Source organism: Methylobacterium sp. NFXW15 (genome assembly GCF_049887755.1).
Lineage (GTDB): Bacteria > Pseudomonadota > Alphaproteobacteria > Rhizobiales > Beijerinckiaceae > Methylobacterium.
In genome coordinates, this window is sequence record NZ_JAGEKG010000001.1 from 243,102 (window position 1) to 261,076 (window position 17,975).

Genomic DNA, 17,975 nt, shown 5'->3' on the forward strand with positions numbered 1-17,975 from the left:
CGCCTTACTCCGCCGCCACCATGCGCGGCTCGGTCTCCAGCGCGGTCCAACGATCGGCCCGCAGGGCCTTCACGCAGGCCATGATGCCGAACACCCCGATCGCCACGACGAGCGCGATGAACAACGCGGCGAGCACGGCGTCGATCCGGTCGTTGAGGATGATCTGGCTCATCTGCCCCGCATTCTTGGCGGGTGGCAGCAGCTTGCCCTCGGCGGCGGCCGTGGCATAGCGGTCGGCATGGGCCAGGAAGCCGATCTTCGGGTCGGCGGAGAAGATCTTCTGGTAGCCCGCCGTCAGGGTACAGATGCACAGCCACACGGTCGGGATGATCGTGACGAAGGCGTATTTCTCGCGCTTCATCTTGAAGATCACGACGGTGCAGAGAGTCAGCGCCACGGCCGCGAGCATCTGGTTCGAGATGCCGAAGAGCGGCCACAGGGTGTTGATGCCGCCCAGCGGATCCGTGACGCCCTGGTAGAGGAAGTAGCCCCAGGCGCCGACCGAGATGGCCGTGGCGAGGATGCTCGGCACCCAGGCATCCGTGCGTTTGAAGCCCGGCGCCATCAACCCCACGAGGTCCTGCACCATGAAGCGGCAGGCACGGGTGCCCGCATCCACGGCGGTCAGGATGAACAACGCCTCGAACAGGATGGCGAAGTGGTACCAGAAGGCCATCATGCCCTTGCCGCCGATGGCGGAGGAGATGATGTGCGCCATGCCGACCGCCAGCGTCGGGGCGCCGCCCGCGCGGGAGATGATGGTGTGCTCACCGACATCGGCGGCGGTCTGGGTGATGACCTCCGGCGTCGTCGCGAAGCCGAGCTTGGTGACGGCGGCGGCGGCGGTCTCCGGCGTGGTGCCCACCAGGGCCGCCGGGGAGTTCATGGTGAAGTAGACGCCCGGATCGATCACGCAGGCCGAGACCAGGGCCATGATCGCCACGAAGGATTCCATCAGCATCGCGCCGTAGCCGACGAAACGGGAATCCACTTCGTTGGCGATGAGCTTCGGCGTGGTGCCCGACGAGATCAGCGAGTGGAAACCCGAGACCGAGCCACAGGCGATGGTGATGAACAGGAACGGAAACAGGCTGCCCGCCCAAACCGGACCGGTGCCGTCCACGAACTTGGTCATGGCCGGCATCTGCATGTGCGGCGCAACCACGGCGATGCCGAGCGCGAGGCCGACGATCGTGCCGATCTTGAGGAAGGTCGAGAGGTAGTCGCGCGGAGCGAGCAGCAGCCAGACCGGCAGGACCGAGGCGACGAAGCCGTAGCCGATCAGCATCCAGCACAGCTGCGTGCCGGTGAAGGTGAAGGCCGGGCCCCAATACGGGTCCGCCGCGATCTGCCCGCCTCCGAAGATGGCGCCCATGAGCAGGACGAAGCCGAGGATCGAGACTTCACCGATCTTACCAGGCCGGATGTAGCGCGTGTACAGGCCCATGAAGATGGCGATCGGGATCGTGGACATCACCGTGAAGGTGCCCCACGGGCTCTCGGCCAGCGCCTTCACGACGATCAGCGCCAGCACCGCCAGCAGGATCACCATGATGAGGAAGGTGCCGATAAGGGCGATGACGCCCGGGATCGGGCCGAGCTCCGAGCGGATCAACTCGCCGAGCGAGCGTCCATCGCGGCGCATGGACACGAACAGGACGATGAAATCCTGCACCGCCCCTGCGAGCACCACGCCCGCCAGGATCCACAGCATGCCGGGCAGGTAGCCCATCTGCGCGGCGAGCACCGGGCCGACCAGAGGCCCCGCACCCGCGATGGCCGCGAAGTGGTGGCCGAACAGCACGCTCTTGTTGGTGGGAACGTAGTCGAGACCGTCGTTGTGGCGCAGCGCCGGGGTCTCGCGCTTCGGGTCGAGGCGCATCACCTTGTCGGCGATGAACTTCGAGTAATAGCGATAGGCGATCAGGTAGACACAGACCGCCGCGACGACGATCCAGAGGGCGTTGACCGCCTCGCCGCGCTCGGTGGCGACGATGGACAGGGCGGCGGCACCGAGCGCGCCCACGAGGGCCCATGGCCCGTGCTTCTGAATGGCGGTCATGGCGTGGCCTCCCCGGCCCACACTCGCTTGCCCCTGCTAGGGCCTGTGATCTGGCCGCGTTTTGCCGGAAATTTTACGCCGTGCAAAGATTTTCACGCATCCCGCCACAGACAAACGGGGGCTCGTTGTTCGCCCGCGCCGGGCTGCTATAGGTCGACAGTCCGCCGTCGACCGGTGGACAGGCAAAAGCGGGCCGCAGTGAAGGGTCCGCGGCGTTCGGGTGGAGACGGATGATGGCCAAGGTCGCTTTCCTGGGGCTCGGCGTGATGGGCGGCCCGATGGCCGGGCATCTCGCGAAGAAGGGCCACGACGTCACGGTCTACAACCGCACGGGCGCCAAGGCGGAAGCCTGGGTGAAGGCCCATGGCGGCGCCCATGCCGCGACGCCGCGCGAGGCCGCCAAGGGGGCCTCGATCGTCTTCGCCTGCGTCGGCAACGACGACGACCTGCGCAGTGTCGTCCTGGGTGAGGACGGCGCGCTCGCCGGGATGGAGCCTGGCGCGGTCTTCGTGGACCATACGACCGCCTCGGCGGAAGTCGCCCGCGAACTCGCGGCCGCTGCCACAGAGAAGGGGCTCGGCTTCATCGACGCTCCCGTCTCCGGCGGACAGGCCGGTGCCGAGAACGGCGTGCTGACGGTGATGTGCGGCGGCGAACCCGAGACCTACGCGAAGGTCGAGGAGGCGATTTCGAGCTTCGCCCGTGCCTGCCGTCTCATGGGCCCGGCGGGCTCGGGTCAGCTCACCAAGATGGTCAACCAGATCTGCATCGCCGGTCTGGTGCAGGGCCTCTCTGAGGGCGTGCACTTCGCCAAGCGCGCGGGCCTCGATGTGGAAGCCGTGCTTGACGTCATCTCGAAGGGCGCCGCCGGATCCTGGCAGATGGAGAACCGCGGCAAGACCATGAACCAGGGCAAGTTCGACTTCGGCTTTGCCGTGGACTGGATGCGCAAGGATCTCGGCATCCTGCTCGACGAGGCCCGGCGCAACGGCGCCAAGCTGCCGGTCTCGGCGCTGGTCGATCAGTTCTATTCCGAGGTGCAGTCCATGGGCGGCAACCGCTGGGATACGTCGAGCCTCGTCGCCCGCCTGGAACGGTGACGGAGCCGGGCTCGGCGGCTCAGCTGTCGCTGCCGAGCCCGCGACCGCGAATGATGTCGCCGATCGGGTCGATGCGCTGTTCCTTGGCCGCCGGAACGGTTGCGGTCACCACCGGCTTCGCCGGGCGCTCCAGGGCGGCCTGACGGACCGGGGCCGGGCGCTGCGAGACCTTGCGGCGGTGGGCGCCGGCTTTCCGGCGGAGCTCGGGCGCGGCATCGGCAAGGCGGGCCGGAGCAGGCGACGAAGCGTCCGCCTTGGCCGAGGTCCAGGCCACGGGAGCCGGAGCCGGAGCCTCGACCTTTACCGGCACCGAAAGCTCGGCCTGCTTGGCAACCGGCTCGAGGGCGGGCGGGTTGGTCCAAGACGTCGCCTGAGCTGCCACCGTCGCGACGGGCCGCGACGGGTATGTCGTGCGCTCGAAGTTGCCCGGATGCAGGATATGCGCTGCGGCGAAGAGGCCGAAAGCTGCAATCGCTGTCGTGGCGATGGTGGACTTGAAGTGTTCCATGGCGCTTCAACGAGCGGCCAAGCTAATGGTTCCGCTTCGCACGCCTGAAGACTTGACAAGCTCAGTCTTGGGGAACGACCGCCGCCCTCAACCTGTAGGGCGCGGGCTGCGGGGCTGTGCGATGGCACAGGTGTGGTCCATGATATCCTCGGCGCTCGCACGGCGGGCACGATAGGCCAGGAGGATCACGCCGGGTTCCGGGTCATCGGGCCGGGTCGCCACGGCCGCGAAGCTCGTGCGCGTCAGGTCGCGTCGTCCGGGGAGGCTCGCGAGGGCGGCGAAGGGATTGAAGGTCTCGACCTCGGCAGCGCGCACGCGCATCGCCTGGAAGCGGTCGCCCGCCAGGGGCACGGGGAACGGCGCCCAGGCCTTGCGCACACCGCGACCATGGACACCGAGCGCCTCCAGCACCTTCGGGCGCAGGCAATCGAGATGGATGTGCAGTTGATCCTGGCTGCGTCCCCAGGCGGAATTCACCGCCAGACCGATATCGGCGACCGGCACGCGGTCCCCGAGGGAGTCGGAGACGAGACGCCGGGCCGCCAGCGCCGCCCGCCAATAGGCCAAGCCTGAAGCTCCGCGCAGACGCGCAGATTCCAGGCCCGAGACCGTATCGGTGGGCATCAGGACGAGATGCGTCCGCTCTCCCGGTGCCCGCAACACCGCCGTGCCCGGCCGATCCTCGCCCCCGAGATCGACCGAGAGGCACGGGAAGGTTCGGTTCGCCACCTTCTTCGCCAGCACGCAGGTCTTCAGCGCCATCCAGAGGACGTCGCGGGTCGGGTCCGGTCCCGCCGCGGCGGGGAAGGCGAGCACCAGCCCGATCAGCCCCGCCGAGAGCGCGATACGCCGCCTGTGCGGCCCCTCAGTGCTCATGCCCGTGATGCTTGTGCCCGTGATCGTGCGGATGATCGTGGTCATGGCGATGCGAGTGGCCATGCGAATGACCGTGATCATGGTCATGGTCATGGTCATGGGAATGGCTGTGCGCATGCTCGTGCGAATGGTCGTGTTGGTGATCGTGATCGTGATGGGCGTGGTCGTGGTGGGCGTGATCGTGCGAATGATCGTGGCCGCAGGTGCTGTGATCGTGTGCGGCCTTCTCCGGGCTGAAAGCCCGGCTCACCGGGGTCGCGACGCAGCCGCCGCCACGGACGAGTTCCGCATTGGCGGGCGAGGCGGGGATGTAGAGCACGTCGGCCCCGACTTCGGCCTGAACGTGGTTCCCGCCGAGCTGCCAGGCAAGCCGCATCAGCCGGGCCGGGTTCTCCGCGCGCACTTCGAGAAGCGGTTCGGCGGCCGCCTTCACGAGGACGAGACGTCCATCCTCCAGGCGCAGGGCATCGCCATCCTCCAGGGTTCCAGCCTTGGGCAGGGCCGGAGCGAAGGCGAGGCCGCCCACAGCCGTCAGCGTCTCCGGCAGGGCGGCGCGGCCGCCATGGTCGAGTTCGACCGTGTCGGTCACGCGGTCGGCGCGCACGGCCGGGCGGCGGACGATCGTGGTGGCTTTCAGCATGGAGGCCTCGGAATCCGGCGGCGGCACGGGCGGGCCGCTTCAGGCCAGTGGCATAGGACCGGAGGAACACGTGACGCAACTGCTCTCGCAAAGCTGCCACGCTTCGGCGGAACCTTGGCCTTAGGAAGGCGTTCGGTTCCTGCTAAGCTCGATTCGCATCCACAACGGCAAAACCCGAAAACGGGTGCATAGGGGAGTTGTAGAGATATGAAGAAGACCATTGCGGCCGCCCTCGCTGGGCTCGCGGCGCTCTCTCTCGGCGCCTGCAACACGCCTGAGGATCGCGCCCTCGGCGGCGCTGGCCTCGGCGCCCTCACCGGTGCGGCGATCGGCGCGGCGGCGACCGGCCGGGCCGGCGGCGCCCTGGCGGGTGCGGCCATCGGCGGCGCCGGCGGCGCCATCGTCGGCGCCTCGACCGCGCCGCGCTGCCCCTACGGCACCTACCGCGACGCCTACGGCAACGTGTACTGCCGCTAATCGGCACCGGGCCGGGCGCATCCCGGCCCTTCCACCCCGGGCGCCGCCGGTCTATCCGGGGGCGGCCGGGGCATCCCGGCGGATGACCCTGCAAGCCGCCCGATGATGCAAGAAAGCCGGACGCTCTCGCCCCGCGCTTCCGGAATTTGGGGCAAGCTCGGCGGCGCCGGGATCGGCCTTGCGGTGGGCGGTCCCCTCGGCGCCCTCATCGGCGGCGTTGCGGGACATTTCCTCGTCGACCGAGTCGGCGCGCCCTTCGGCCCCACCCCGCGCGACGTGATCTTCACCACCGGCCTCGTGGCCCTCGCGGCCAAGATGGCCAAGTCGGACGGCGTGGTCGCCCCGTCCGAGGTCGATGCCTTCGCCCGTGTCGTCCATGTCGAGCCGGCGGCGCAGGCAGGCGTGACCCGCCTGTTCGACCTCGCCAAGCGCACCACGGACGGTTTCGAGGCCTATGCCCGGCAGCTCGCCATGACCTTCGGCGACGAGCCGGGTCTGCTCGAGGACGTGCTCGACGGCCTGTTCCAGATCGCGGGGGCGGACGGCGCCATCCATGCATCCGAGGAGCAGTATCTGCGCGCCGTCTCCGCCATTTTCGGCTTCGACGAGGCTGCGTTCCGGCGCATCGCCGCCCGACACGTGCGATTGCAGGACGATCCCTACGAGGTGCTGGGGCTCGACCGCGAGGCCGACGATGCCGCGCTGAAGGCCTGTCACCGCAGCCTCGTCCTGGAGCACCATCCCGACCGCGCCCTCGCCCGGGGTCTGCCGCCCGAGGCGGTCGCCATCGCCAGCACGCGCCTCGCCGCGATCAACGCCGCCTACGACCTCATCGCGAAGGAGCGGGGCCTCAGGTAAGTCAGGCTCGGCGCAGGACAGAAGCCACCCATGACCCTCACCCCCGACACACCCCTCGCCCGGAAGGTGGCGCCCTCCCCGAACCAGGGCGAGCGGCGCGGTGGGCTGCGGCCGGATATGCTGGTGCTCCACTACACCGGCATGGCGAGCGGCGCGGCGGCCCTGGCGCGGTTGCGCGATCCGCTGAGCGAGGTCTCAGCCCATTACGTCGTGTTCGAGGATGGCGGCACGATGCAGCTCGTGGCCGAAGCCGCGCGGGCGTGGCACGCGGGGGCGGGATCGTGGAAGGGCGCGGGCGACATCAACTCGCGCTCCATCGGCATCGAGATCGTCCATCCCGGCCATGCCGGAGGATTGCCGCCCTACCCCGATGCCCAGATCGAGGCTGTCCTCGCGCTCGGCCTCGATATCGCAGGGCGTTGGGGCATTCCGAAGGAGCGGGTGCTCGCCCATTCCGACATCGCGCCGGAGCGGAAGGAAGATCCCGGCGAGACCTTCCCGTGGCTACGCCTCGCCCAGGCTGGGCTTGGTCATGCCGTGCCGCCTGCCCCTTTGCGGGACGGGCGCTTCTTCGCCGAGGGCGATTTCGGCCAGCCGGTCGAGGCACTGCAGGCCATGTTCGGCCTGTACGGCTACGACCTGAACGTGAACGGCACGTTCGACGCCCGGACGAAGGCGGTGGTCACCGCCTTCCAGCGGCATTTCCGGCAGGCGAGGGTCGATGGCGTCGCCGATAGCTCCACCATCACCACCCTGCGAGACCTGTTGGCGGCTCTGCCCGCGCGCTAGAGCCGTATCCGACCGAGTTGAGCCGCTCCCGTCGATGGATTCCCAGCCGTCTTTGCGAGCGCAGCGAAGCAATCCAGGGCGGCGCACCGTTCTGAGGCGTCCCGTTGCCCTGGATTGCTTCGCTAACGCTCGCAATGACGAAGGCCCGTGAGCCAACTCGGCCTCAAGCCCGGTGCGCGCGAGCCTCTCGCTCCGGCAGAGCCTCGTTCGGCTCGCCCTTCACCTCCCCGCGGGTCCGCCACAGGCTGTAGGCGACGCCGCCGAGCAGAAGGGCCAGGGTGACCACCAGCGACACCCACGGCGGCACCTTCAGGAGGCCGAACGTATCGGCCACCACGATCTTCGCGCCGATGAAGATCAGGATGAAGGCGAGCGCGGTCTTGAGGTAGGCGAAGCGGTCCACCATCGCAGCCAGCGCGAAATACAGGGCTCGCAGTCCCAGAATCGCGAAGATGTTCGAGGTGTAAACCACGAACGTGTCCGTGGTGATCGCGAAGATCGCGGGCACGCTGTCCACGGCGAAGATCACGTCGGCGCCGTTCACCAGAACCAGGGCGAGCGCCAGCGGTGTGAACCACAGGGCCTTGCGGCCGGTCTTCGGGTCGGTCTTGCGCACGGTGAACTTCTGGCCGTGCAGTTCCTCGGTCACGCGGAAGCGGCGCTTGATCCAGCGCACCGTGGCGCTGTTGCCGAAATCGCTCTCTTCCTCCTGGCCGGAGAACAGGATCTTCAGGCCCGCATAGATGAGGAAGGCGGCGAAGAGCGACAGGATCCAGTGAACCTGATGCACCAGGGCCGCGCCGAGGCCGATCATCAGCCCGCGCAGGAGGACCGCCGCCAGGATGCCCCAGAGCAGCACCCGGTGCTGCGCCGTGCGCGGCACGCCGAGGCCGGTGAGAATCATGGCGATGACGAAGACGTTGTCCATGGACAGCGACTTCTCGACCACGAGGCCGGTCACGTACTCCTCGGCCGACGACCAGCCAAGTTGCCACCAGACGAAGCCGCCGAAGGCCAGCCCCAGGGTGAGATAGAAGGCGGTGAGCCCCAGGCTCTCGCGCACGCCGATCTCGTGCTCCTTGTCCCGGTGCAGAAGCCCGAGATCGAAAGCCAGAAGCGCCGCGATCAGGACGTGAAAGCCGAGCCACATCCAGAGCGGTTTGCCGAGCCATTCGACAAATAGGAAATCGACCATAGGCGGGACCTGATGTTCCTTCCGGGAGGAAAGCATCGACTCCGACATCACGGACGCTTCAAGGAACGTCCGCCAGAGGGGCCCGCAGCCGATGGCGCCGACCTAAGGAGCAGAAGGCGGCGAATCAAGGGCGCGCCCGCAGATGCCCACCGCAGAGCCTGCCCGCAGCGCCCCGGCTTGACAGGCGCGGACTCGGCGCGCCTCTCGGCGTCATGGTGCAAGGTGTCGATATCGCCGTGGTGGGTGGCGGCCCGTCCGGTCTGGCAGCGGCGGAGGTGCTCGCGGCATCCGGCCGCGCGGTAACGGTCTACGAGCGGATGCCCTCGCTCGGCCGGAAGTTCCTCATGGCCGGACGGGGCGGTCTCAACCTCACCCATAGCGAGCCTCTGCCCGCCTTCCTCGGCCGTTATCATCCGGCCGGGAGTCTCGACGGTCCCATCACGGCCTTTCCGCCCGCTTCCCTGAGGGAATGGTGCGATGGCCTCGGCCAGACGACCTTCGTCGGGTCGAGCGGCCGGGTCTTTCCGGAAAGCTTCAAGGCCTCGCCCCTGCTGCGCGGATGGCTCGCGCGCCTCGGCGAACGCGGCGTCGTGATCCGCCCGCGCCATCGGCTCACGGAAATCGCCGGGGAGGACCTGATCTTCGAGACGCCCGATGGCCCCAAAACCGTCCGCCCCGCCGCGACCCTGCTGGCCCTCGGCGGGGCGAGTTGGCCTCGCCTCGGCTCGGACGGCGCCTGGGTGCCATTCCTCGAAGCCCTGGGTGTGCCAGTCTCGCCTTTGCGCCCGGCCAATGCCGGGTTCGCGTGCTCCTGGTCTGCGCCCTTTCGAGAGCGGCACGCGGGCACGCCGCTGAAGCGCGTGGCGCTGGCCTTCGCCGGTCGCACGGTGCGCGGGGAGGCGATCGTCACGCAGGCAGGGCTCGAGGGCGGGGCCGTCTACGCCCTGTCGCGGGAGCTGCGCGAGGCCGTCCTGGCGAAGGGCGAGGCGCAGCTCGTCATCGACCTGCGGCCCGATCTCGACGTGGAGGCGCTGGCCAACCGGCTTTCCGGCGGGCGGAAGGGCGATTCCCTTTCGGCCCGGTTGCGCAAGGCGGCGGGCCTGCCCCCTGTCGCCATCGGCCTCCTGCGCGAGGCGGCAGGCGCGGCCCTGCCGACCGACCCAACCGCCCTCGCGAGACTGATCAAGGCCGCGCCGCTCACCCTAACCGGAACGATGGGGCTGGACCGGGCGATCTCGACGGCGGGCGGCGTCGTGCTCGATGCCCTCGACGGCAATGCCATGCTGAAGGCGCGGCCCGGCCTGTTTCTGGCCGGGGAAATGCTCGACTGGGAGGCGCCGACCGGCGGCTACCTCCTGCAAGGCGCCATCTCCGGCGGCCGGGCGGCCGCCGAAGGTCTGCTGCGGTGGCTCGGGCCGGATCAGGGCTTCAAGCAGAAGCCCACGATGCCGACGGCCTCGGTGGGACAGGACACGCCCTCGCCGTCATAGGCTGGAGCCCCAACGCCGAGGCATCGGGCGGCGACCAGTGCCTCGCCCGGCTCGCAGGTGGCGATGCAAGGGCCGTTGCAGGCAGTCTTCCGCAGCATCCTGATCGGGGATGAAGCCGAAGTTCCCGGCTGTCCGGCCGGTCCGCTTGGGCCCACGGCGCCACGGGGACCGGAAGAGCCCGTATCACCCTTCGGGCCAGGCAGGCCGGGGGTCCCTGCATCCCCCTTCGGGCCTGCCTCACCCTTGGGACCGGCCTCACCCTTGGGACCGGCCTCACCCTTGAGACCCGCCTCGCCCTTCGGACCCGCTTCGCCCTTCGGCCCGGCGGGACCCTGCTCGCCACGGGCTCCCGCTTCCCCACGCGGGCCTTGTTCTCCCTGCGGACCGGCTTCGCCCCGCGGGCCGGTCTCTCCCTTTTCGCCGGCCGGGCCCGGAATGCCCTGCGGACCGGCGGGACCGGGGGCGCCTTCCGGCGCGCAATTGGCCACGACCGCCTCGCGCTCGTCCTCGCCGCTCTTCAGCGTCACGACGCAGGTCGAGGGCTTATAGGGCAGCTTGAACACGAACCGGCCCCGCTTGTCGGCCTGGATCGAGATGTCGCCGTCCATCTCCACGATGGCGCCGGGCTTCCGCACCGAACCAGACAGGCGCAGGTCGCCCGCCTCGATGCGGGCGTCATAGACCATGATCGGCTGGGACTGCGCCTGGGGCGGCTTACGCGCGGCGCGGCGGGCGGACGTCGGGGCGGGGGCCGAAGGGGCCATACCCGGATCGGGGGCCGCCTGCTGCGCGGCAGCCGGAGCCGCGAGACCAAACAGGATCGGCAGGACGAGGGCTGCGCGCATGCTCTACCCGAAAGAATGCCGCGCCGGTCGGGCGGCGGGGCGGACATTGGCGTCTCGCCCCGCGCATGGTCAATTGCAAAGTCAGTAGTTCTACCCGTGTACCTGGCAAAAAGAGTCGGGTGAAAACACCCCCCAAAAGCCGTCGTTTCCTGCCTGAAATCCAGCTCAAAGTCGGGTGAAACGGACACGTTCGCCCTCCTTGCTCGCGACACCGTGAAAATAAAGTCGGGTCAAACGGCCTGCGATTTTCACCCGACTTTAGAACGAACGCACGTGCCGCATCGGTCCGATAGCTCGCACACCTCGTTACCCCTTCGCCGTCGGCAGATTGGCGATTCCGAGTTTTTCAGCTTGCCTCAGAAGTGTTTTGGGGTTTGAACCTGCCAGTCGTGCCGTTTTCTTCAGAGCCCATCCCTCTCGCACCGCTTGCTCGATATGGGGGATCAAGCTCTTGCCAAAATTGAAGAACGTCGCCTTTGTGAACGTTCCGTCCGGCTTCTTTCTCCTAATGTATTCGTACTCGCAAGCACAGCGAAAGCGAATGAGCAGATCCGGTCCGGCATAGCGAACATGGGCGACTCGGACGTCAGCGTGTGCTGGATCGGAGATCAGCGGATTGTAGCACTTCCAAGGCTTTCCGCCGATGTCCGCTTCTTTGGGCTTAGGTTTGCGATCGATGCGTCCCTGTGAAGCCCTTACATCCGGCTGCTGCTCGAGAAAATCTTGAAACAGAATGTGATAGACAGTCGGCGTGTTAAAGCCTTGCTTCTTGAGCAACGATAGAGCCCAGGTTGGCGGATCGTCAGTGTCATCACCTACACATGGCCAAACTCGCGCCAAATCAGCGAGGTAATCTTGCAGGACGATCCCGAGAAATTCCTTGTTAATCTGCTTTTGAGCGCGAAAGAAACCCTTACGCCAGAGCGAATCAAGGTAAAAAGCACGAATATCGAGTTCGGGATGATCTTTTTGGACGCTTTGCGACAGTTGCTTGCTGCGGTCTGCGATGCGGCACAAGATATTGATTTCAATGTCGGACAAATCGTCGATGACCGGGGGTGCGTTTGTAGGGCAGGAAGTATCGTCGGCTCGATAATAGAGCGACGAGCGCGCCTGGAGCTCGATTGTGCTGTCGCTCAGAGCGACGCGGTGCGTGGGGCATACGACGACGTGCGCCAACTGGTGATCACGACGCCAGTAGGCCTCGCCGAATGTCGCGATCATGTCGCTTTGACAAGCTGGGCAGAACCGAAGGTATTTTGTCGCCTCAATCAGGGTCTTTCGTCGAAGGGCGATCCGTTTGTCGGGGGCTACGGATGCCAGCATGTCGTCGAAGACTTTCTGGCGATACGCGCTGTCCGCATACGCGGTGTGAAAATTAAAGAGCGTGTGGTCAGCGATAATTTTATCAGCTGAGATCTGCTGTCCCGCTGGTATGACAGACGCGATCGCCGCGATTCCGCTTGGAAGGTCTATCACATTTCCATTGTGATTAAAGCCAAACAGGTTCGCATTGATCGTATTGATGTTTCTCAGGCCCGCTCTGCGAACGTAGCGGGCGACGACGCTATAGAGCAACTCATCGGGATAGGGTTGGGGAAATTGTGTCAGTGACAGTTGCTGAGGCATGAACCTGTCCCCCTGGATGAATGTCCCGCGCTGCGATTATTTGCGAAAGGAGGACGACTGGCTGGGCAAGTTGCAGCGCAGGAACTGTCGGCTGCACGGTATGATCTTGCGAAGGTGTCGCGTCGTTTTTCAACGCCGCCTGGGGCCAGTCTTCAACGGTTGGCTACGACAGTTCCGAGCAGGTCGATCGGAGTGTCGACTTGCCCACCGGCAGAAATCTTGATGGATGTGACCGAGGAGCCGACGGCGTGCCTCGGCCACATGTGTCGCAATCTATGCAGCGCGCTCCGTCGACGGTCCGGACGTCGGGTTATCCTCTTCGGAGGTCGCCTGATTGCCCAAGACGAGCGGATGGACGAGGTACCATTCCTTCTGACGCCCTGCCGTTTTTCCTTTTCGGGTGAATGCCTCGCGCAGGAGGCCTGCATCGACGAGGACATCGAACGCAGCCTTGCGGATGCGAGTATCGGCCAGACGTCCGCTGGCGATGCGATGGATCATACGGCCAGTCACGCGATCGAGGCCGAGCTTGCGGATCAGAGCGATCAAGGCCCGGGCATCGTTTTCGGCATCGCCCAGAGAAGCGCAGTCACGAACGCGCTCGGCTTGAGGCAAGAAATATTCATCCATGAGGGTGATCGCGCGCTGCATATTGGCAGCGTCAATCTCCTGTGGTTCAGCTGTGTCGCCTTCGACGCTCCAGCGGAGGTAGGTGAGAACGAGACTGAGCCGCAAGGCTAAGCCGGGTGCCTTGTTGACGGTCGACGCGTACCACGCGGACGCGTTCTCGCACCGATCCATCACGGCCTGTCCGTAGGCTTCGAGCAGATCTGTGGCCGCGGGCGAACAGGAAATGCGCTTCGGCTCGCCCAGAGGGCGGGGCCGGACACCGGTTTCTGGATCGGCGGCATCGAGCTGATCGAGCGCCATGAAGGCGGCGAGCGCGCCCTCGTCGTCGGCCTTCAGCTGTGTCTCGCTCTACCGTGACGGTCCACGCGACACACGCCAGAGCTATAGTCGCAATCGTCGGCCGGATCGGCGTAATGGTCGCGACCTTGTAGCCGTCTGCGCGTCATCGCTCGCCACGAGTTGTCCACAGCCGTCCCCAGACCGAAATTTTCGCCGCGCCGACCGCCTTGCCTCGCTTGGAACCGGCAGCGCATTTGTTCGCGTTCTGTTCCAGAAAGGGAGAGGCGCAATGGCCGTCGCACGGATCGAAGAACTTCAGCCCGGCGGCCCCGACGCGGTGCGGATCCCGCTGATCGGCCAGAGCCTGTGCGCGGGCTTCCCGTCGCCGGCCGACGACTTCCTGGAGGGCGCGCTCGAACTGCCGCGCTGGCTCGCGCCGAACCCGCCGGCGACCTTCCTGTGGCGGATCGCCGGCGACAGCATGCGCGGAGCCGGGATCTTCGACGGCGACCTCGCCTGCGTCGACCGTAGCCTGACGCCGAGCGACGGCAGCGTCGTTGTCGCGGCTATCGACGGGGAGATGTCAGTCAAACGCTATCGCGAGGACGGCAAACGCGCCTGGCTGGCCTTCGAGAACCGCGACCTCCCGGTGTTCGCGGTCGACGATCTGTCCGACGGCGTGATCTGGGGTGTCGTGCGGTTCACGATCCGCTGGCACACCGCCAAGGCCGCGCTCAAGCGATGACCCGCGCGATCGCGCTCATCGACGGCAACAGCTTCTATTGCTCGTGCGAGCGCGTGTTCGACCCGAAGCTCGCCCGGGTCCCGGTGATCGTGCTGTCGAACAACGACGGCTGCGCCATCGCTCGGACCGCCGAGGCCAAGGCGCTCGGCATCAAGATGGGCGATCCCTGGTTCAAGATCCGGGAGATGTGCCATGCCCAGGGCGTGCGCGTGTTCTCGTCGAACTACACGCTCTACGGCGACATGTCGGCTCGGGCGAACGCGGTGTATCGCGACTTCGCCCGCGACGTGGAGATCTACTCCATCGACGAGAGTTTTCTGGATCTCTCGGACGTGCGCGAGCGCGACCGGCTGGCGATGGCCCAGGATCTCCGTGCGACGGTGCGCGCCTGGACGGGCATCCCGACCTGCGTCGGGCTCGGGCCGACGAAGACCCTAGCGAAGCTCGCCAACCACATCGCCAAGACGGTGCCCGCCCTGAACGGCGTCTGCGATCTGACCGATCCGGTCCAATACGACCACTGGCTCTGCCGGATCCACGTCGGCGAGCTCTGGGGCATCGGCCGGGCGTCGCTCGCCAAGCTCGAGGCGATGGGCGTCGACAGCGTCGCGGATCTTCGCGATCTAGACCCTCGGCCCGTGCGCAAGGCGCTGACGGTGGTGGGCGAGCGCATCATCCACGAGCTGCGCGGCACAGCCTGCCTGCCGCTGGAACTGGTCCCGGCGCGCCGCAAGGGCTGTGCGGTCACCCGGTCGTTCTCTGGCCGGGTGACAGACCGGGAGACGTTGGACGAGGCGGTCGCGGCCCACGCGTCGCGGCTCGGCGAGAAGCTGCGCCGGGACGGGCTCGGCACGGATCAGGTCACGGTCTTCTATCATACCAGTGAGCACGACCGCGGCGACCCGATGCGCGCGGTCTCGACGGTCGTGACCCTGCCCGAGGCGACGAACGACAGCCTCGCCCTGATCAAGACCGCGACCTACGGCGTCGCCAAGACATGGCGTGAGCAGGGGGTAATCCCATGGCGCTACTCCAAGGCCGGGGTGATCACCACCGATCTGGTCCCGCTGGCCGAGAGCCCCCGGGCGCTAATCGGGCGGCTCGACCGGGAGCGGTCGGGGACGCTGATGGCAGCGCTCGATGCGTGTAACGCCCGGTGGGGCCGCGGATCAGTCGTGCCTGCCCGAGCCGGTGTCGCGACCAAACGCGAGTGGAATACGAAGTTCGAGATGCGCACGCCCCGGTACACGACGCAGGTCTCGGATTTGCCGATCGCCTGCGCGTGAAATCTGAAGCAACGCTTGTTTGAGATCTGCGTTAACCTTGTCGTACAAGGGTGAATACCGAAAATCTGATGACGAACGGCATTAAGACGGCGCAGCCGCCGCAGCGGAAGCGCTTGGCCGTCTTCCTGGACGGCACATGGAACACGGTCGGCGACAACACCAATGTCTGGCGACTGAAGGCGCTGTGTGCCGAACGCAGCGCGGACGGCCTGCGGCAGGTCGCCTACTACAGCAAGGGCGTTGGCACGAGTTCGGGCGAAAAGGTCCGCGGCGGCATGTTCGGCTACGGCCTCGACCGGGCGATCACCGATGCCTACGAGTGGCTCGTAGAGGTCTACGAGCCCGACGATGAGATCTTCATTTTTGGCTTCAGCCGCGGTGCGTACACCGCCCGCTCTCTGGCAGGGTTCATCGCCAAGTGCGGCCTGCTGCGACGAGGCTCACCGCTCGGCGTAAAGCAGCTATTTGACCGGTATCGTAAGGACGACACGGTCTCGACGATCCACACGCTGTTGCAGATGCCGCCTTCGATCATCGCGAAGCTCGGGATCGAGGAACGTTGGATGATCTCCGACGCGCGGCCGGTCTCGATCAAGATGGTTGGGGTCTGGGACACGGTCGGAGCGCTTGGCATCCCGTTCGGCAACATTCCCGGGATTAGTCGCTCCGGGTTCAAGTTCCTTCACACGGGTCTGCGTATCCCGATCGAGAATGCCTACCACGCGGTCGCGATCGATGAGCACCGCGAGGCGTTCGCACCAACCCTGTGGACGAAAAAGTTTCACGACCACATCCCGGCATCCAAGATCGCAGCCCCCCGCCCGATCGAGAGTGTCGAGCAGCGCTGGTTCGTGGGCGCACACGCGAATGTCGGCGGCGGCTGTCGCAGCGACCTGCTGGCCCAGCGGCCGTTGCAGTGGCTGATGCAGAAGGCGGAACGGCTCGGGCTGACATTTCGCGGGGCGGTCGAGCCGAGCCCTGAGATGCTCGGGGCCGAGATCTCGAATAGCTTCGAGGAATTCGCGTGGGGGCTCTATGCGCAGGCCAAGCGTCACAAGCCGTTCTATCGTGAGATTGGTGAGGCTCCCCGTCCGTTCGCGGGTGGACACGACGAGACGGTCAACGAGACGATCGATGCCTCGGTTTTCGAGCGATGGCGCGCCAACGCGGCATATCGGCCCCAGAATCTGCTCGACTGGCGCACGCGGCATGATGTCGATCCGGCCAATCTGACGACGGCCGTGCTGGCTCACGATCCCCACACTGTCGTACCCGAGATCACCGCAATGCCACCTCACACACTTTCGGCTTGACGGCGGTCGGACCTATTGTCGGGATTGTCGTTTGCGTCAGCTGCGGCGCGCAGCCCGCAAGCCTCGAGGCGTAGCGGATCTCCACGGCGCACCGACTGACAATAGGGGCGTTTGCGACACAAGCTTCGTTATCGCTCGCCGGACAGGCTTCGTAGGCGGCCGTTATGATCGGCGGTTTGCGGAGGTTCATGCGATGCGCCGATCGATCCTGTTGCTCGCGGCTGGCCTCATGGCGTGTAATCTGACCCAAGCTATCGCCGAGCCTGCAGGCGATGGCGTCGCCGACCTCGGCAGCTATGCAGCCCGCGTCGAGATCCATCCGTTTGACAGCCTGACGCTGACCGACAAGCAGTTCCTCACCGGCACATCGGAAGGGGCGAAGCCCGTGACGGTCACCGGCGTCCTGCGCATCGCCAAGGCGGGGACGGAGCGCTTGCCGACGGTCATCCTGATGCATGGCTCGGGCGGCTTGAGCGGCAACATCGAGTTCTGGCAGCGGGCACTCGGCGCGCGCGGGATTTCGACGTTCGCTCTCGACGGCTTCACCGGTCGCGGCCTGACCTCGGTCAACACCGATCAGAGCCTGTTGGGTCGCACGAACCTGATCCTCGACATCTACCGGGCGCTCGGCGTCCTCGCGAAGCACCCCCGGGTCGATCCGACGCGCGTCGCGGTCATGGGCTTTTCGCGCGGTGGGCAGGCGGCGCTGTACGCGAGCATTAAGCGCTTCGATGCGGCCTGGAACCGCTCCGGGATTACGCCGGCGATTTTCCTGCCGGTCTATCCGGACTGTTCGATCCGCTTCCGGGACGACACCGCTGTCGTCGCGAGCCCGATCCGGATGTTCGGGGGCGGCGGCGACGACTACAATCCGGCGGCGAGCTGTGCGGCCTACACCGAGCGGCTAAAGGCGGCGGGTGCAGACGTGGATCTCACGGTGTTTCCCGGGGCGCAGCACGTCTTCGACAATCCGGCCGGGCCGCCGCAGCCGACGGTCGCCAAGGGCGCGCAGACGGTGCGGTCGTGTTCGCTCCACGAGGCGGCGGACGGCGTGATCGTCGAGGGGCCGAAGGACACGCCGTTCACCTATGCCGATCCGTGCGTGCAGCGTGATCCACATATTGGTTCAGACGAGGCCGCCCGTGTCGCAACCCTGAAGAGCGTTTCGGAGGCGCTCGACGCGACGTTTGCGAAGCGCTGAGCCTCCTGTGGGCATCGACCCGCCGTCGCAGTGTCGGTCCCCACGGGCGCAC

At 66.7% G+C, this 17,975-nt stretch carries 17 protein-coding genes; 9 read left to right on the forward strand and 8 right to left on the reverse strand.

Features of this window, described 5'->3' with window-relative positions:
• Positions 1-4: 4 nt before the first annotated feature.
• On the reverse strand, positions 5-2,062 hold the full coding sequence (locus tag J4O73_RS01160; RefSeq protein WP_426214087.1) for a carbon starvation CstA family protein: 2,058 nt from the start codon (positions 2,060-2,062) through the stop codon (positions 5-7).
• Positions 2,063-2,295: 233 nt separating this feature from the next.
• On the opposite strand from J4O73_RS01160, the gene J4O73_RS01165 reads away from it, so the two are divergent.
• Complete coding sequence (locus J4O73_RS01165; protein WP_426214088.1) at positions 2,296-3,162, forward strand: NAD(P)-dependent oxidoreductase; 867 nt, start codon at positions 2,296-2,298, stop codon at positions 3,160-3,162.
• A 19-nt stretch (positions 3,163-3,181) separates the two neighbouring features.
• On the opposite strand, the gene J4O73_RS01170 is transcribed toward J4O73_RS01165, so the two are convergent.
• The 3 genes from J4O73_RS01170 to J4O73_RS01180 all read right to left on the reverse strand — a co-directional run bounded on the left by J4O73_RS01170 (position 3,182) and on the right by J4O73_RS01180 (position 5,186).
• The gene (locus J4O73_RS01170; RefSeq protein WP_426214089.1) at positions 3,182-3,670 is read right to left on the reverse strand and encodes a hypothetical protein; all 489 of its coding nucleotides are present in this window, start codon (positions 3,668-3,670) and stop codon (positions 3,182-3,184) included.
• Between the two features lie 87 nt (positions 3,671-3,757).
• A complete protein-coding gene (locus tag J4O73_RS01175) occupies positions 3,758-4,546 on the reverse strand; it encodes a CDP-diacylglycerol diphosphatase (protein ID WP_426214847.1) in 789 nt (262 codons plus the stop codon).
• On the reverse strand, positions 4,536-5,186 hold the full coding sequence (locus tag J4O73_RS01180) for an urease accessory protein UreE (protein ID WP_426214090.1): 651 nt from the start codon (positions 5,184-5,186) through the stop codon (positions 4,536-4,538). Before J4O73_RS01180 ends, J4O73_RS01175 begins: the two co-directional genes overlap by 11 nt.
• 207 nt (positions 5,187-5,393) lie before the next feature.
• Between J4O73_RS01180 and J4O73_RS01185 the strand changes: the two genes are divergently transcribed.
• The 3 genes from J4O73_RS01185 to J4O73_RS01195 all read left to right on the forward strand — a co-directional run bounded on the left by J4O73_RS01185 (position 5,394) and on the right by J4O73_RS01195 (position 7,310).
• Positions 5,394-5,663 (forward strand): hypothetical protein, encoded by a 270-nt coding sequence (locus J4O73_RS01185; protein ID WP_378969027.1) that lies wholly within the window; start codon positions 5,394-5,396, stop codon positions 5,661-5,663.
• A gap of 102 nt (positions 5,664-5,765) precedes the next feature.
• Positions 5,766-6,521 (forward strand): TerB family tellurite resistance protein, encoded by a 756-nt coding sequence (locus tag J4O73_RS01190; protein WP_426214091.1) that lies wholly within the window; start codon positions 5,766-5,768, stop codon positions 6,519-6,521.
• Positions 6,522-6,551: 30 nt separating this feature from the next.
• Positions 6,552-7,310: an N-acetylmuramoyl-L-alanine amidase gene (locus J4O73_RS01195; RefSeq protein WP_426214092.1), complete on the forward strand. Its 759-nt coding sequence runs from the start codon at positions 6,552-6,554 to the stop codon at positions 7,308-7,310.
• A 163-nt stretch (positions 7,311-7,473) separates the two neighbouring features.
• Here J4O73_RS01195 and J4O73_RS01200 read toward each other — a convergent pair whose 3' ends face one another.
• Positions 7,474-8,505, reverse strand: coding sequence for a TerC family protein (locus J4O73_RS01200; protein ID WP_426214849.1), 1,032 nt, complete (start codon positions 8,503-8,505; stop codon positions 7,474-7,476).
• A gap of 212 nt (positions 8,506-8,717) precedes the next feature.
• On the opposite strand from J4O73_RS01200, the gene J4O73_RS01205 reads away from it, so the two are divergent.
• Positions 8,718-9,995 (forward strand): NAD(P)/FAD-dependent oxidoreductase, encoded by a 1,278-nt coding sequence (locus tag J4O73_RS01205; RefSeq protein ID WP_426214093.1) that lies wholly within the window; start codon positions 8,718-8,720, stop codon positions 9,993-9,995.
• Here the strand turns inward: J4O73_RS01205 and J4O73_RS01210 are convergent.
• The 3 genes from J4O73_RS01210 to J4O73_RS01220 form a co-directional block, all read right to left on the reverse strand.
• On the reverse strand, positions 9,926-10,840 hold the full coding sequence (locus J4O73_RS01210) for a collagen-like protein (protein ID WP_426214094.1): 915 nt from the start codon (positions 10,838-10,840) through the stop codon (positions 9,926-9,928). The genes J4O73_RS01205 and J4O73_RS01210 overlap by 70 nt on opposite strands.
• 306 nt (positions 10,841-11,146) lie before the next feature.
• Positions 11,147-12,469: a TnsD family Tn7-like transposition protein gene (locus J4O73_RS01215; RefSeq protein ID WP_426214095.1), complete on the reverse strand. Its 1,323-nt coding sequence runs from the start codon at positions 12,467-12,469 to the stop codon at positions 11,147-11,149.
• Between the two features lie 273 nt (positions 12,470-12,742).
• The gene (locus J4O73_RS01220; protein ID WP_426214096.1) at positions 12,743-13,399 is read right to left on the reverse strand and encodes a DUF3987 domain-containing protein; all 657 of its coding nucleotides are present in this window, start codon (positions 13,397-13,399) and stop codon (positions 12,743-12,745) included.
• A 268-nt stretch (positions 13,400-13,667) separates the two neighbouring features.
• On the opposite strand from J4O73_RS01220, the gene J4O73_RS01225 reads away from it, so the two are divergent.
• The 4 genes from J4O73_RS01225 to J4O73_RS01240 all read left to right on the forward strand — a co-directional run bounded on the left by J4O73_RS01225 (position 13,668) and on the right by J4O73_RS01240 (position 17,923).
• Positions 13,668-14,123: a LexA family protein gene (locus J4O73_RS01225; RefSeq protein WP_426214097.1), complete on the forward strand. Its 456-nt coding sequence runs from the start codon at positions 13,668-13,670 to the stop codon at positions 14,121-14,123.
• A complete protein-coding gene (locus tag J4O73_RS01230) occupies positions 14,120-15,409 on the forward strand; it encodes a Y-family DNA polymerase (RefSeq protein WP_426214098.1) in 1,290 nt (429 codons plus the stop codon). Before J4O73_RS01225 ends, J4O73_RS01230 begins: the two co-directional genes overlap by 4 nt.
• Before the next feature lie 68 nt (positions 15,410-15,477).
• Complete coding sequence (locus J4O73_RS01235; RefSeq protein ID WP_426214099.1) at positions 15,478-16,722, forward strand: DUF2235 domain-containing protein; 1,245 nt, start codon at positions 15,478-15,480, stop codon at positions 16,720-16,722.
• Between the two features lie 193 nt (positions 16,723-16,915).
• Positions 16,916-17,923: a dienelactone hydrolase family protein gene (locus J4O73_RS01240; RefSeq protein ID WP_426214850.1), complete on the forward strand. Its 1,008-nt coding sequence runs from the start codon at positions 16,916-16,918 to the stop codon at positions 17,921-17,923.
• The last annotated feature ends 52 nt before the right edge of the window (positions 17,924-17,975 follow it).

What these genes read in the sequence shown, in the direction of transcription:
- J4O73_RS01160 (WP_426214087.1), bottom strand. Translation starts at nt 2,062, where the DNA reads ATGACCGCCATTCAGAAGCACGGGCCATGGGCCCTCGTGGGCGCGCTC.
- J4O73_RS01165 (WP_426214088.1), top strand. Translation starts at nt 2,296, where the DNA reads ATGGCCAAGGTCGCTTTCCTGGGGCTCGGCGTGATGGGCGGCCCGATG.
- J4O73_RS01170 (WP_426214089.1), bottom strand. Translation starts at nt 3,670, where the DNA reads ATGGAACACTTCAAGTCCACCATCGCCACGACAGCGATTGCAGCTTTC.
- J4O73_RS01175 (WP_426214847.1), bottom strand. Translation starts at nt 4,546, where the DNA reads ATGAGCACTGAGGGGCCGCACAGGCGGCGTATCGCGCTCTCGGCGGGG.
- J4O73_RS01180 (WP_426214090.1), bottom strand. Translation starts at nt 5,186, where the DNA reads ATGCTGAAAGCCACCACGATCGTCCGCCGCCCGGCCGTGCGCGCCGAC.
- J4O73_RS01185 (WP_378969027.1), top strand. Translation starts at nt 5,394, where the DNA reads ATGAAGAAGACCATTGCGGCCGCCCTCGCTGGGCTCGCGGCGCTCTCT.
- J4O73_RS01190 (WP_426214091.1), top strand. Translation starts at nt 5,766, where the DNA reads ATGATGCAAGAAAGCCGGACGCTCTCGCCCCGCGCTTCCGGAATTTGG.
- J4O73_RS01195 (WP_426214092.1), top strand. Translation starts at nt 6,552, where the DNA reads ATGACCCTCACCCCCGACACACCCCTCGCCCGGAAGGTGGCGCCCTCC.
- J4O73_RS01200 (WP_426214849.1), bottom strand. Translation starts at nt 8,505, where the DNA reads ATGGTCGATTTCCTATTTGTCGAATGGCTCGGCAAACCGCTCTGGATG.
- J4O73_RS01205 (WP_426214093.1), top strand. Translation starts at nt 8,718, where the DNA reads ATGGTGCAAGGTGTCGATATCGCCGTGGTGGGTGGCGGCCCGTCCGGT.
- J4O73_RS01210 (WP_426214094.1), bottom strand. Translation starts at nt 10,840, where the DNA reads ATGCGCGCAGCCCTCGTCCTGCCGATCCTGTTTGGTCTCGCGGCTCCG.
- J4O73_RS01215 (WP_426214095.1), bottom strand. Translation starts at nt 12,469, where the DNA reads ATGCCTCAGCAACTGTCACTGACACAATTTCCCCAACCCTATCCCGAT.
- J4O73_RS01220 (WP_426214096.1), bottom strand. Translation starts at nt 13,399, where the DNA reads ATGGCGCTCGATCAGCTCGATGCCGCCGATCCAGAAACCGGTGTCCGG.
- J4O73_RS01225 (WP_426214097.1), top strand. Translation starts at nt 13,668, where the DNA reads ATGGCCGTCGCACGGATCGAAGAACTTCAGCCCGGCGGCCCCGACGCG.
- J4O73_RS01230 (WP_426214098.1), top strand. Translation starts at nt 14,120, where the DNA reads ATGACCCGCGCGATCGCGCTCATCGACGGCAACAGCTTCTATTGCTCG.
- J4O73_RS01235 (WP_426214099.1), top strand. Translation starts at nt 15,478, where the DNA reads ATGACGAACGGCATTAAGACGGCGCAGCCGCCGCAGCGGAAGCGCTTG.
- J4O73_RS01240 (WP_426214850.1), top strand. Translation starts at nt 16,916, where the DNA reads ATGCGCCGATCGATCCTGTTGCTCGCGGCTGGCCTCATGGCGTGTAAT.